We start from the raw sequence: 13,002 nt of genomic DNA on the forward strand, positions 1-13,002 counted from the left end.
ACTAAGGCGTTAACCGTAATATCTATGTTGGGTGGCTTGACTGCCGGGACACAGGTTCTGGCCGAGCCATTCAAGGTGGGTGTCTGCTACGATCTCAGCAAGGCATATACTTTCGCCACACCGCAGGTTTCGCAGGCCGCGTTGGATCTGGCAAAGCTCATAAACAAGAAGGGCGGGATAGGTGGTGAGCCGGTGGAAGTCATTGTGCGCGACCACGGCAACGAACCACAGCGTGGAATCGAGTGCTATTCAAGGCTCAGCCGCGAGGGTGTCTTTGTCTTCGATACGCTGTCCACACCGGTGTCCCTGGCAATCCTGCCGCGCGCCATGGAAGACGAACGCATTCTGATGCAGTCGCTTGTCGGGCGCGGCGATGCCGTGGATGGCACTGTCTTTGACTGGGTTTATCCGATCGGACCGACCTATTGGGGCCAGGCCGCCAACGATGTTGCCTACATCAAGCAATTGCACGACGGTGATCTGTCCGACGTGAAGGTCGGATTCGTGTATTTCGATTATCCATTCGGTCAGGAGCCGATCGAAATTCTCCAGACCCTGTCCGAGAAAGAGGGCTTTGAGCTGGAACTCTATCCGGTCCCGCTGCCCGGCAGCGATCAAGCCGGTGTCTGGTCCAAGGTGCGCCGCGACAAGCCTGATCATGTGATTGTCTGGATGCTGGGCGGCGCGCATGTGGTTGCGTCCAAGGAGATGCAGCGCAATCGCATTCCGATGGAGAAATACATTTCGGTCAACTGGCTGAACGAGGTCGACATCGCCAATATCGGCAACGAGGCAGCCATCGGTCTCAAGCGCGGGACCAACGTGGTCGGCGGCCAGGACGTTGCCTTGCGCCAAGAGATGATCACCGAGCTTTATGACAAGGGCGAGGGCTCTGGCCCACTGGAGAAGACAGAGGACGTTTTCTACAATACCGGGCTGGCGATGTATTCGATTGTATTCGAGGCTGCGCGCAGGGCGGCAGAGGCCGAGGGCCTTCCGATCACGGCGCAGTCCTACAAGGCGGCTCTGGAGACGCTTGAAGGTTATGACGCCAATGGGCTGATGGCGCCGATTACGGTGACAGCAGAGGATCACGGCGGTGGCGGCAAGACCCGGATCGAGATGTGGGACGGCGAAACCTGGGTTCCGCAAACCGACTGGATCTCGGAATACAGCGATGTCGTGTGGGATGTGGTCAAGGAAAGTTCCTCGAAATACGGAGAGTGACCACGTTTCCAGAAGGGTCGGCGTATACGAGCGGCAGCGCGCCCGAACAACAAAAAGCCGCCAAATTTTTATCAACGGGAGAGAGAAGATGAAGATCAAACAACATATCAAGGCGGTGGCACTCACCGCTGCGCTGACGACTGGCGCAACGATGGCGTCTGCGCAGGACAATGAGCCGATCCGGTTCGGACTGTGCTTCGACCTCAGCAAGTCGTACACCTTCATTTCGCCACAAGTCGCCCAGGCCGCACAGGACCTTGCGATGTATACGAACGAAAACGGAGGCATCGAAGGCCATCCGGTTGAGATCATTGTGCGCGATCACGGCAACGAGCCCCAGCGCGGCGTGGAATGTTACGAGCAGCTCAAGCGCGACGGTGTTTTCATCTTCAACTTTCTGTCCACACCGGTCACGAACGCTGTACTTCCGCGCGCCATGAAGGACGGCAATGTTCTGATGCAGTCGTTCGTCGGCCGCGGCGACGCGGTGGACGGCGAAGTGTTTGAATGGGTTTTCCCGGTGGGTCCGACCTACTGGCAGCAGGCTGCAAACGACGTTGCCTTTATTAAGAACCAAATGGACGGCGATCTGGGTGATGCGAAGATCGGATTCGTTTATCTGGACTATCCATTTGGCCAGGAGCCGATCGAAATCCTGAAAACCCTGTCCGAAAAAGAAGGCTTTGACTTGGAACTCTATCCGGTACCACTGCCGGGTTCGGATCAGTCCGGTGCGTGGAGCAAAATCCGCCGCGACAAGCCTGACTACGTTATCAGCTGGCTGCTGGCCGGCGGTCATGTTGTCGCCTCCAAGGAAATGCGCCGCAACCGCTTTCCGATCGACCGCTATCTGGCAGTCAACTGGTTGAATGAAGTCGACATCTCCAACATCGGCGCCGAAGAGGCGACAGGCATCCTTCGCGGGACCAACGTGGCCGGCGGCCAGGACGTCCCAATCGTGAAAACGATGCTTGAAACCTACTATGCCAACGGCAAAGGCAGCGGCCCCGAAAGCCTGGTGCGGGACGTGTACTACAACACCGGCATGGCGATCTATTCTGCTGGTTTCGAAGCCGCGCGTATCGCAATTGCCGAGAATGGCTGGCCGCTCACACCGGAAAGCATGAAGAATGCCTATGAATCTATCGAGAACTTCGATGGCGACGGCGTTATGGCTCCGGTCACCGTAACCGGCGAAGACCACGGTGGCGGCGGCAAGACCCGCGTTGAGCAGTGGGATGGCGAAACCTGGGTTCCGCTGACCGACTGGAGCGCCGACTACCTCGACGTGGTGTGGGATGTGATCAAGGAAAGCTCCGAAAAGTTCACCGTCGAGTGAACCAGACATTCCCCGCGACAATCATGTCGCGGGGAAACCTTTCACCGCCATTCGCATCAAGCAAATGCCAAAGAGACGAAGCAGTTATCATGAGCCCAATCGAAGTGACAATTGAAGACGGAATTGCGACCGTCTGTATCAACCGGCCCGAGCGCAAGAATGCATTGTCCGTCGCCGCGACGAACGGTCTGACCGATGCCTGGGAGAAAATCGAAGCGGATGACTCCATCCGGGTCGCCATCCTGACATCGTCCGATTGCGGTGTGTTCAGCGCCGGACTGGACCTCAAGGAAGCAACCCAGATCGCGCGGGATGAGGGCGTCGATATCCTGAGCAAGATGCGCGATCCGTTTCACGAAACCATGCGCGCTTGCAAAAAGCCGATCATCGCCGCCATGACCGGATCCTTGATGGCCGGTGGCATGATGTTGACACTGAACTGCGATCTTCGTGTCGGCCTCAAAGGCACCAAGGTGGGCATTACCGAAGTGAAGATCGGGCGCGGGTCGCCATGGGCGGCTCCGGCGCTGTCGATGCTGCCACAGCCCATTCTCATGGAAATTGTTCTGACCGGTGATCTGATGCCGATCGAGCGGCTGCATGATTACGGGTTTACCAATTATCTCGAGGATACGCCCGACGACGTGCGTGCGCGGGCATATGCCCTTGCCAAACGCATCGCCGGTATGGCACCGCTTTCTGTTGTGGCGGCAAAGGGCAGCGTTCGCGCCACCATGGATCTGGGCTGTGCAGACGGTCTCGAAGAGGGCAAGCGCCTGCATGAGGTCGTTTATGCCAGCAATGACGCAATCGAAGGCCCCAAGGCTTTCGCCGAAAAACGCGATCCGGTCTGGACCGGGACATGACGAAGGTCGACAAGACCGAGCTTATGCGCCTCGAAAGGGATGGCCCTGTCGGCATCCTGCGCTTTCTGCAGTCCGACAAACGCAACCCTTACAGCATTGGCTTCGCCGAGGAATTGGTGACGCAACTGCGCGCCGCCGAACGGGACGATACGATACGGGCCGTGGTGATGACCGGGGGCGATCATTTCAGCAGCGGTGGGGATCTCGTCGGTTTCCAGTCCGAAATCACTAAGGGGGCCAGGGCAACGTCCGAAATGATCGACGAGGTTCATGAGGGCGGGCGTGCTGCATATCGCTTTCGCAAACCACTGATTTCCGCCGTCTGCGGGGTGGCCTATGGTGCCGGTCTGAGCCTGGCGTTGTCTGCGGATATTGTCGTCGCGGCCGAAGACGCCCGGTTGTGCGAGGTTTTTGCCCGTGTGGGCGGCTGTCCCGACACTGGGTCGAGCTGGTTGCTTCAGCAGCGCGCAGGCGCGGGGGTGGCGCGCATGCTTGTGCTTACTGGTCGGGAGATCGACGGGCGCACCGCCAAAGATCTGCGGGTCGTGGAAGAATGCGTTCCGGCTGATCAGGTCGAAGCACGGGCGCTTGAAACCGCCCGCGAGATTGCCCGACATCCAATGTTCGGAGTTCAGACAGCCAAGCGGGTGATGCGTGCCGCGGCGGAATGCAGCTATCTCGAAGCATTGGATATCGAGCGGGATGCCCAGAGTATTCTGCTCTGCGCGCATGACTTTCCGGAAGCCATGAAGGCGTTTTCCGAAAAACGAAAGCCTGAATTCAAAGACCGGTAAAGCCGTCGAATAAACGCCACGAACGCGACAGGAGCGCATGCGAATGTACCCGAACCTGGGAGCCGGTACAGTGGACCGGAAGAAACTGTAGTCGAGATGCCGCCAAGAAGGAAATGCGGTTGAAAAACAGGGGGCAAAGGCCTTCGTAGTCACGGATTTTGATCCGGTACGAAATACTCAAAGAACGCCCGCTGATCGCAGCGGGTCTTTTTCATGAGGTGGTGGGGGTATTCGTATCAGTTTCGAAGGCTGCGTGAGGCACAAGTCTGCGCAAGGCAACTGCCTTGCTCACAGGAGCTCTCGATCGTTGTCAAAAAACAAAACACTTGTTAGATTCTGGCGGGACACCAACAAGGCTGAACAGGAAAAGAAACATGTCACTGATCAAGGACACAACAACTTGGGCTTCCGATGAACACAAGATGTTCGCGGACAGTACACGCAAACTGTTTGAGGCCGAAATGGCCCCGAATGTCGAGAAATGGGCGGAACAGGGGATTGTTGACCGCGCATTCTGGAAGACGGTCGGCGAGCACGGCGTGATGGGTGGGTCAATCGCCGAAGAATACGGCGGATCCGGCGGCGACATCGGGTTTGACGCGATTGCCATTTACGAGCAGGGACGCCAGGGGGACATGGGTTGGGGCTATGGCATCCAGACCATTGTGATCCATTATATCGAAGCCTACGGCAGCGAAGAGCAGAAAACGAAGTGGTTGCCGCGGCTGATCAGCGGCGACAGTGTTGCAGCCATCGCCATGACCGAACCGGGAACGGGGTCGGATCTTCAGAACGTCCAGACCTATGCTGAAAAGGACGGCAACCACTACAAGATCAACGGCTCGAAGATTTTCATCACCAACGGACATACCGCCGATCTTATCGTGGTCGTGGCCAAGACGGATCGCGGCGCCGGCGCAAAGGGCGTGTCACTGATCGTTCTTGAAACAGAGGAAGCGGAAGGCTTTCGCCGTGGGCGGAACCTCAAAAAGCTGGGCATGAAGGGATCCGACACCGCCGAGCTTTTCTTTGAGGATGTGCGCGTGCCCACCGCCAACCTGCTTGGCCCGGAGGAAGGGCAGGGATTCTACCAGTTGATGAAGCAATTGCCGTGGGAGCGGCTGATGATCGGCATCACCGCGCTTGGCTTTATTGACTTCGCCATCGCCGAAACGGTCAAATACGTTCAGGACCGCAAGGCGTTCGGTAACCGGATCATGGATTTCCAGAACACCCGGTTCAAACTTGCGGAATGCAAGACCAAGGCCGAATTGCTGCGCACGTTTGTCAATGACGGCATAACGCGGCTTGAGGCAGGCCAGCTTGATGCGGCCACGGCATCAATGGCGAAATGGTGGGGCAGCCAGACACAAAATGAGGTGATGCATGAATGTCTCCAGCTCCACGGTGGCTACGGCTTCATGATGGAGTTCCCGATTGCCCGTCTTTATGCCGACAGCCGGGTTCAGATGATCTACGGCGGGACAAACGAGATCATGAAGGAGCTGATCGCGCGTTCAGTGGACGTTTGATTCCGCCGGGGCCGGCCGAGGTTACTCTTCGTCCGGCCCCAGAATCTCTTTGCTATGCTCGCCTAGGCGAGGGGCAGGTCGGTGATCGTGCCGCGCGGGGGTCGCCGAGAAACGAATCGGCGGGCGGGTTGCCCAGATTGTACCTTCGGTCGGATGATCAATTTGCTGAAAGAAACCGGTCGCGGCAAGATGCGGGTCGCTTGGCAGGTCCGATAGGTTGCGGACCGGCATGGCGGGAATGTCCGCCTGCTCCATCAGGATGAGCCACTCTTCCGTTGATCGCGTCAACGCAATCTGGGCCACCATGTCGTATACCGCGCCGATATTGCGGCTGCGGGTATCCATATCGGTCACCCAGGGATGTTCGACCATGTCGTTCCTATCAACCACCTTGAAGAACCTGGCCCACTGTACGTTGGTATAGGGTAAAATCGTGATGTAGCCGTCTGCCGTCTGAACCGGGCGGCGGTGGGGCACCAGCATCCGTGAGTAACCAAAACTCTGCGGCGTGTCTTCGAATGTTGCCGCATCCATGTGTTCGGCCAACAGAAACGCCGTCAAAGTCTCGAACATCGGCACTTCGACATGCTGAGCCTCGCCGGTGCGCTGACGGTGGAACAGCGCGGACATCACGGCATAGGCCGCTGTCACCCCGCCAAGCTTATCGGCGAGGATTGTCGGCGCATAGGCTGGCGCAGCGTCAGGGTCGCGCAGCGTTGCCAGACTGGCGAACCCCGAGACGGACTGGACGATGTCGTCGAAGGCGGGTTTGGCGGCATAGGGACCGTCCTGGCCGAAACCGGTGGCGGATACCGTGATCAGGGCCGGATATGCGCGACGCAGTGTTTCGGGATCCAGCGATAATCGGGCAAGCGCCGCAGGTCGGACGCTTGAAATCATTACATCGGCATCTTTCAGCAGCTTGCGCAACTGATCTTGCCCGGTTCTCTCCTTCAGGTCGAGAACCACACTACGCTTGTTTCTGTTGGCACCCAGAAAGGCGGCCCCCATCAACTTGTTGTTTGATGGCTGGACCTGCCGCAAAAGATCGCCCTCAGGGGCTTCCACCTTGATCACATCAGCCCCCAGATCGCCCAGCATCTGCGTAGCCAAGGGGCCGAACACCACTGACGTCAGGTCGATGATCCTGACACCCTCCAGGATTGCGGTGTTCTTCGCGGTGGTCATTTGCAGTGATTTCCAGTTCTAGGAGTGAGAGCCGAACTCGGCGCGAAGAACTGCGCCGTCGGCATCGAAACCTGGCGAAGGGCCAAGCGCGGGCTCGGACCCGTTGCGCCGTATCGGAGGCATTGCGACACTGACCGGACCGGAGGGGGTTCCGACGGTCGAACGGTCGAGTTGGGGATGATCCGACAGCGAGCCCACGTCGTTCACTGCCGCAGATGCGATGCCCGCACTATCGAGCAGCTTCAGGAGACCGGCACGTTCGTGCGTGCCGAATACGGTCTTGATAAGTGCTTCGAGCTCGGATTTGTGCTGAATCCTGGCCGAATTGTCGTGGAATCGTGGATCACTGACCAACGCCGGGTCCCCGAGAATCTGGGTACAGAACCGTTCCCATTCGCGGCTGTTTTGGACGGATATGACGATTAAATCACCGCCTTGGCAGCGAAACGCGCCGTAAGGGCAGATGACAGAATGCCCAAGGCCGGTCCTCGGCGTGGGTTGATTGGCGTAGTCGTGAAAGAGCAGGGGAACCGCCATCCAATCCGCCAAGACGTCGAACATCGCCACCGAGACACCGCTTCCTTTGCCGGTGCGATCACGTCCCACCAGCGCTTCGCAGATTCCGGCGTGTGCCGTCATGCCGGTGGCGATGTCGCAGACCGAAACGCCAACCCGGCCCGGCGCGTCCGGCGTCCCGGTCACCGAGGCAAGGCCGCTTTCGCACTGCACCAGAAGGTCATAAGCCTTGGCATTTCGCATTGGACCGTCCGCGCCGTATCCGGTGATGTCGCAGGTCACAAGGCGCGGAAATTTCTCCCGCAGCGTGGCAGAATCAAGCCCCAGTTTCTTCAGCGCGCCGGGAAGGAGGTTTTGAATGAACACATCCGCGTTTTGCAGCATCCTCAGCAAAATTTCACGGTCTTCCGCGTCCTTGATATCCAGCGCGACCGACTCCTTGCCGCGATTCAGCCAAGTGAAATAGGCGCTTTCGCCGTTTACAGCCGTGTCATAACCGCGCGCGAAATCACCTGCACCCTTACGTTCGATCTTGATTACACGCGCCCCGGCATCGGCCAGCCGGGAAGAGCAAAAAGGTGCGGCAACCGCCTGCTCGAGCGCAATGACGAGTTTTCCTGAAAGGGGGGCTGAGTCTGTACCTGACATGGCGACCTCGGGTTTGTTCCAAAAAGCTTGACAAAATCTAACAGATGTTAGAAATAAGAGCAATACGCTCAATCAGATAATGGGTCATTTGAAGGAGATCGCAGGTGCCGAACACCACAGGGCCAGACCAGATTTTTCAGCGCGCTCTAGCCGAACAGGAAGTCCTGCTTCCCAAATGTGATGACTGCGGGGCCTTTCACTTCTTTCCGAGGGTCCTGTGTCCGCACTGCCATGGCACTGCGATTTCATGGCAACGTGCCAGCGGCAAGGGCCGGGTCCACACCACCACTGTCGTGCGTCGCAAGCCCGAGCGCGGCGGCGACTACAACGTGTGTATGGTCGAACTGGAGGAAGGCGTTCGGTTTATGAGCCGGGTCGAGGGGATCGCCCCCGGTGATGTCGTCATTGATATGGCCGTGACCGCCTTTGTGGGCGAGACCGAGGATACCCCGATTGTGCTTTTCAGACCGGCAGAGGTATAACGCATGACGGATCAACTTCGGGGAAAATCCGCGATTGTGGGCACCGGACACGCCGGTTTCGGCGAGGCGCACGGGCTGACGTCCTTTGATGTGATGGCACAGTCCGCGCTTGCAGCACTTGGGGATGCCGGGCTGAAGTTATCGGACGTAGACGGGCTGTTCTGTACCATGATGGAAGACAGCATGCCGGCGCTCATGGCAGCCGAATATCTGGGCATTCAGCCCCGCTTCATCGACGGTACCATGTTGGGGGGGTCGTCATTCGTGAATTACCTGACATCGGCGACCATGACGCTTGACGCCGGTCTGTGTGATGTCGCGCTGATCGTATATGGTTCGACCCAACGCACCGCGTCGGGCAAGCTGGTGACAGCTTCGCGCCCGCCAGCCTATGAAGCGCCGTATAATCCGCGCTATCCGATTTCCGCTTATGCGATGGCGGCGGCACGTCACATGCATGAATATGGCACCACCCGCGAGCAACTGGCCGATGTGGCGGTGGCCGCGCGGGCCTGGGCACAGCACAACCCCGAAGCGTTCGAGCGCGGCCCGCTGACCCGTGAGGACGTGCTGGGTGCGCGCATGGTAGGTGATCCGTTGACGGTGCGCGATTGCTGTCTGGTGACAGATGGCGGCGGCGCCATCGTGTTGGTCCGTGCGGATCGAGCAAGGGATTTCCCCAAGCCGCCCGTCTATGTTCTGGGCAGTGCGGCGCAAAGCGCGCACAGGCAGATTTCGCAAATGAAGGACTTCACAGTGACCGCGGCCCGCGAATCGGGCAAACGCGCCTTTGCGGCGGCGGGGGTGTCTCCGGGCGACATTCAGGCGGTCGAGCTTTATGACGCCTTTACCATCAACACGATCCTGTTTCTCGAAGACCTTGGTTTCTGTGCCAAGGGCGAGGGCGGTGCCTTTGTAGAGGGCGGGCGCATCGCGCCGAACGGCGTCCTGCCGGTGAACACAAATGGCGGGGGGCTGTCCTGCGTGCATCCTGGCATGTACGGTATTTTCACCGTCATCGAGGCGGCGCGCCAAATCCGGGGCGATGCGCCCGGCATTCAGTTGAACGATATCGACGTGGCTCTGGCACATGGCAACGGCGGCGTGCTGTCCAGTCAGGTCACGGCCATTCTGGGCTCACAAGCCACGCTCTGACGACGATCAAGGGAGGAAAGATCATGCCACTGGATTTCGAAGCACTTTCAGACTGGGATTTTGAAGAGATTAGGCAGTCGCTGACCGAGCGGGATACCATACTCTATGCACTTGGTTTGGGTTTCGGGGAGGACCCGACCGACAAGAAGGAATTGGCCTTTGTCTATGAGGACGGCCTGAAGGCGGTTCCATCGATGGCCGTCACGATGGGCTATCCCGGCTTCTGGCTGCGCGATCCCAGGACCGGTGTGAACTGGCAGCAGGTGCTGCATGGTGAGCAATGGCTGGATATCTACAAGCCGTTGCCCGTGAACGGCAATATCATCGGCCGCAGCAAGATCGACTTTATCTCCGACAAGGGCGAGGGCAAGGGTGCGGTCATCTACCAAAGCCGTGAAATCATCGACGCGGACAGCGGTGAAAAGCTGGCACGCGTCGCGATGTCGGCGTTCTGCCGGGGCGATGGTGGGTTCGGCGGCGAGAACAAGCCCGGCCCCGCACCCGCCGTGTTGCCGGACCGCGCGCCCGACCACGTATGTGATATCGAAACTCTGCCGCGTCAGGCGCTGATCTACCGTCTCAGCGGTGATTACAACCCGCTGCATGCAGACCCTGATGTTGCCCGCTCGGTTGGGTTTGATCGGCCGATCCTGCACGGTCTGGCGACATATGGCCTGGCGGCGCGGGCGATCCTGAAGACCTCGCTCGACTATGATGCCTCCCGGTTGGTCGGACTGGACGTCCGGTTCTCTGCACCCGTCTATCCCGGCGAAACCGTGCGGTTCGAGATCTGGGAAGAGGATGGTCAGGCCCGGTTCCGCGCGTCCATACCGGAACGCGATGTCGTGGTTCTGAACAATGGCGCCGCGCGTTTCGCGTGAGGTAAGGCAGATGACCCAACCGCTCAAGGATATACTGGTGCTGGATTTCAGCACCCTTCTTCCCGGCCCGATGGCGACGCTCATGCTGTCCGAGGCCGGGGCCGAAGTCGTCAAGTTCGAGCGCCCCGGCACAGGCGAGGACGCACGCCATACCGATCCCAAGATTGACGGTGAAAGCATCGGGTTTGCCGTGTTGAATCAGGGCAAACGTTCGGTGGCGCTCGATCTGAAGGCAGAGAACGCGGTGGGTATACTCCGCCCCCTGCTGGAAAAAGCCGATGTTCTGGTAGAACAGTTTCGCCCGGGCGTGATGGCGCGACTTGGTTTGGGATACGAGGCCGTGCGAGCGATCAATCCGGGAATCGTCTACTGTTCGATCACCGGCTATGGCCAGACCGGGCCAAAGGCCGCCGCAGCGGGCCACGATCTCAATTACGTGGGCGACGCGGGCGTGCTGTCGCTAAGCCGAGGGCCGGATGCCCACCCAACCATGCCGTTCGGGCTGATCGCGGATATCGGGGGTGGCACTTACCCCGCTGTGGTGAACATCCTGCTTGCGCTGATCGCGCGGCAGAAAACCGGCAAGGGCGCGCATCTGGATATCGCAATGGCCGAGGGCGCGTCTGCCTTCGCTTATTGGGCCCATGCCGAAGGCGTGATCGCCGGGCAGGACATCGAGAACGGCGGCGGCCGTCTGACCGGAGGATTGGCGCGCTATCGGCTGTACTCCGCCGCAGATGGCCGGCAAATCGCGGTCGGAGCGCTGGAAGAGAAGTTCTGGCAGGCATTCTGTGATGTAATCGATCAGCCTGCAGGCCTTAGGGACGACTGGAACGACCCGGAAGGCTGCAGCGCCGAAGTGGCACGACGTTTGGGAAGCCAGCCTTCGACCCATTGGGAACCGCTGCTTGTGGCGGCTGATTGTTGCTGTTCCGTCGTGAAAACGCCCGCCGAAGCCGCGACTGATCCGCATTTCAGTGCCCGGGGCGTGTTTGACCGGAAACTTGATATTTCCGGCAAGTCCGTGCCGGCCCTTCCTTTGCCGATTGTGCCGGAATTCCGCGTTTCGAAGGATGTAGCGGGGCGCGCTGCCTCTTTGGGTGAAGACAATCTTCACTATGGTGCCGAACCGCGGGGTTCTGAGTGAATCCCGTTGACGGACCATCCTTCATTCATTAATCTAACAGGTGTTAGAAAAGGGGGATCCTATGCCACAGTCCGTAGATGACCTGCCTGCCGAAGCAGAGCGCTATGTCATGCCGGCGCATTTTGTCGAAAGCGACAGCCTTGAAGTCCAAGGGTTCGTGTCCAACGCCTTGCGTGATCTTCCCGCCGACGCGTCACGCCGTGACAAGGCGATTCGGCTTTTCGAGGCGGTTCGCGATGACATCCGATACGATCCCTATTGCTTCGCGCTGGATGAAGATTCGTATCGCGCCAGCCGAATTGCCGGTGCGGAGGCGGCGTTCTGCGTTCCCAAGGCAATCCTTCTTGCGGCCTGTCTGAGAGCCGTCGGTATCCCCGCCGCAGTTGGGTTTGCAGATGTACGAAACCACCTGAACACCCCCAAGCTGCAAGAGTTGATGGGCACTGACCTCTTCATCTATCACGGCTATGTCCAGCTTTGGCTGGATGGTGAGTCCTACAAGGTCACGCCCGCCTTCAACATGGAGCTGTGCGAACGATTCGGGGTGAAACCGCTGGTTTTCGACGGGTATCACGATGCTCTCTTCCACGAATTTGACGAACAGGACCACCGGCACATGGAATATGTGAATGACCGGGGTCTCTACGTCGACGCGCCGATCACGGAGTTCCTCAAGGCCTTTAAGGAAACCTACCCGAAACTGGAAGAGTTCAACCGCGTTCGAATTTCCAGCGATTCGACCGGGTACGATTCGGGTTTCTCAAAGGAGGAGGCATCTTGAAATATCTGGACGACTTCGCGCCGGGCCAGGTTTTTCGCTTTCATAGCGACCCGATGAGCAAGGAGGCCATTATAGCCTTCGCCGAGGAATGGGACCCGCAACGGCTGCACACCGACGAAGACTATGCGACCACCGTGCATGGCGGTCTGATCGCCTCGGGCTTTCAGACGATGCTTGAGGTGTTCAAACCGATCATGACCGAGTTCATGGTAGGTGTTGCCAACATCGGCGGCATCGGATTCGATAATCTGCGCTGGTTGCGTCCCGTGCGCCCGAATGAACCGCTCGATATCGAATTGACTGTAAACTCGGTCACGCCGTCGAAAAGCAAACCCGACCGTGGTGTTCTGAACTATACACTCAGTGCAAAAAACCCAAAGGGCGAGGTCGTTTTTTCGACCGATACGCCCGTAATGATCCAGCGAAAACAGAATGAACCAGACTGA

General features: G+C 58.8%; 13 protein-coding genes. 11 read left to right on the forward strand and 2 right to left on the reverse strand.

Features of this window, described 5'->3' with window-relative positions:
* The first annotated feature begins 24 nt into the window (after window positions 1-24).
* From Q1A06_RS15515 to Q1A06_RS15535, 5 genes are all read left to right on the forward strand, one after another.
* Complete coding sequence (locus Q1A06_RS15515) at window positions 25-1,227, forward strand: ABC transporter substrate-binding protein (RefSeq protein ID WP_299565704.1); 1,203 nt, start codon at window positions 25-27, stop codon at window positions 1,225-1,227.
* An 88-nt stretch (window positions 1,228-1,315) separates the two neighbouring features.
* Window positions 1,316-2,566: an ABC transporter substrate-binding protein gene (locus Q1A06_RS15520; RefSeq protein ID WP_299565626.1), complete on the forward strand. Its 1,251-nt coding sequence runs from the start codon at window positions 1,316-1,318 to the stop codon at window positions 2,564-2,566.
* 89 nt (window positions 2,567-2,655) lie between these two features.
* Complete coding sequence (locus tag Q1A06_RS15525; protein WP_114865595.1) at window positions 2,656-3,432, forward strand: enoyl-CoA hydratase-related protein; 777 nt, start codon at window positions 2,656-2,658, stop codon at window positions 3,430-3,432.
* Complete coding sequence (locus tag Q1A06_RS15530; RefSeq protein ID WP_299565631.1) at window positions 3,429-4,226, forward strand: enoyl-CoA hydratase/isomerase family protein; 798 nt, start codon at window positions 3,429-3,431, stop codon at window positions 4,224-4,226. The genes Q1A06_RS15525 and Q1A06_RS15530 overlap by 4 nt, the downstream gene beginning before the upstream one ends.
* A 374-nt stretch (window positions 4,227-4,600) precedes the next feature.
* Window positions 4,601-5,758 (forward strand): acyl-CoA dehydrogenase family protein, encoded by a 1,158-nt coding sequence (locus Q1A06_RS15535; protein ID WP_299565634.1) that lies wholly within the window; start codon window positions 4,601-4,603, stop codon window positions 5,756-5,758.
* A 21-nt stretch (window positions 5,759-5,779) separates the two neighbouring features.
* Here Q1A06_RS15535 and Q1A06_RS15540 read toward each other — a convergent pair whose 3' ends face one another.
* The gene (locus tag Q1A06_RS15540) at window positions 5,780-6,946 is read right to left on the reverse strand and encodes a CoA transferase (protein ID WP_299565637.1); all 1,167 of its coding nucleotides are present in this window, start codon (window positions 6,944-6,946) and stop codon (window positions 5,780-5,782) included.
* Between the two features lie 18 nt (window positions 6,947-6,964).
* Complete coding sequence (locus tag Q1A06_RS15545) at window positions 6,965-8,182, reverse strand: CaiB/BaiF CoA-transferase family protein (RefSeq protein WP_299565640.1); 1,218 nt, start codon at window positions 8,180-8,182, stop codon at window positions 6,965-6,967.
* 32 nt (window positions 8,183-8,214) lie between these two features.
* On the opposite strand from Q1A06_RS15545, the gene Q1A06_RS15550 reads away from it, so the two are divergent.
* The 6 genes from Q1A06_RS15550 (at window position 8,215) to Q1A06_RS15575 (ending at window position 13,002) form a co-directional block, all read left to right on the forward strand.
* Window positions 8,215-8,592 carry an OB-fold domain-containing protein gene (locus Q1A06_RS15550; protein ID WP_299565643.1) on the forward strand — a complete coding sequence of 126 codons (378 nt, stop codon included), beginning with the start codon at window positions 8,215-8,217 and terminating at the stop codon, window positions 8,590-8,592.
* 3 nt (window positions 8,593-8,595) lie between these two features.
* On the forward strand, window positions 8,596-9,747 hold the full coding sequence (locus Q1A06_RS15555) for a thiolase (RefSeq protein WP_299565645.1): 1,152 nt from the start codon (window positions 8,596-8,598) through the stop codon (window positions 9,745-9,747).
* 23 nt (window positions 9,748-9,770) lie between these two features.
* A complete protein-coding gene (locus tag Q1A06_RS15560; protein WP_299565648.1) occupies window positions 9,771-10,628 on the forward strand; it encodes a MaoC/PaaZ C-terminal domain-containing protein in 858 nt (285 codons plus the stop codon).
* A 10-nt stretch (window positions 10,629-10,638) separates the two neighbouring features.
* A complete protein-coding gene (locus Q1A06_RS15565; protein ID WP_299565651.1) occupies window positions 10,639-11,775 on the forward strand; it encodes a CaiB/BaiF CoA-transferase family protein in 1,137 nt (378 codons plus the stop codon).
* Between the two features lie 61 nt (window positions 11,776-11,836).
* On the forward strand, window positions 11,837-12,556 hold the full coding sequence (locus Q1A06_RS15570; RefSeq protein ID WP_299565654.1) for a transglutaminase family protein: 720 nt from the start codon (window positions 11,837-11,839) through the stop codon (window positions 12,554-12,556).
* Window positions 12,553-13,002: a MaoC family dehydratase gene (locus Q1A06_RS15575; RefSeq protein ID WP_299565657.1), complete on the forward strand. Its 450-nt coding sequence runs from the start codon at window positions 12,553-12,555 to the stop codon at window positions 13,000-13,002. Before Q1A06_RS15570 ends, Q1A06_RS15575 begins: the two co-directional genes overlap by 4 nt.

The organism is uncultured Sulfitobacter sp. (assembly GCF_947497275.1).
In the GTDB taxonomy this organism is placed as follows: Bacteria; Pseudomonadota; Alphaproteobacteria; order Rhodobacterales; family Rhodobacteraceae; genus Sulfitobacter.

Bases quoted from the DNA above. Each gene is read 5' to 3' on its own strand.
- Q1A06_RS15515 (WP_299565704.1), top strand. From the start codon at position 25: ATGTTGGGTGGCTTGACTGCCGGGACACAGGTTCTGGCCGAGCCATTC.
- Q1A06_RS15520 (WP_299565626.1), top strand. From the start codon at position 1,316: ATGAAGATCAAACAACATATCAAGGCGGTGGCACTCACCGCTGCGCTG.
- Q1A06_RS15525 (WP_114865595.1), top strand. From the start codon at position 2,656: ATGAGCCCAATCGAAGTGACAATTGAAGACGGAATTGCGACCGTCTGT.
- Q1A06_RS15530 (WP_299565631.1), top strand. From the start codon at position 3,429: ATGACGAAGGTCGACAAGACCGAGCTTATGCGCCTCGAAAGGGATGGC.
- Q1A06_RS15535 (WP_299565634.1), top strand. From the start codon at position 4,601: ATGTCACTGATCAAGGACACAACAACTTGGGCTTCCGATGAACACAAG.
- Q1A06_RS15540 (WP_299565637.1), bottom strand. From the start codon at position 6,946: ATGACCACCGCGAAGAACACCGCAATCCTGGAGGGTGTCAGGATCATC.
- Q1A06_RS15555 (WP_299565645.1), top strand. From the start codon at position 8,596: ATGACGGATCAACTTCGGGGAAAATCCGCGATTGTGGGCACCGGACAC.
- Q1A06_RS15560 (WP_299565648.1), top strand. From the start codon at position 9,771: ATGCCACTGGATTTCGAAGCACTTTCAGACTGGGATTTTGAAGAGATT.
- Q1A06_RS15565 (WP_299565651.1), top strand. From the start codon at position 10,639: ATGACCCAACCGCTCAAGGATATACTGGTGCTGGATTTCAGCACCCTT.
- Q1A06_RS15570 (WP_299565654.1), top strand. From the start codon at position 11,837: ATGCCACAGTCCGTAGATGACCTGCCTGCCGAAGCAGAGCGCTATGTC.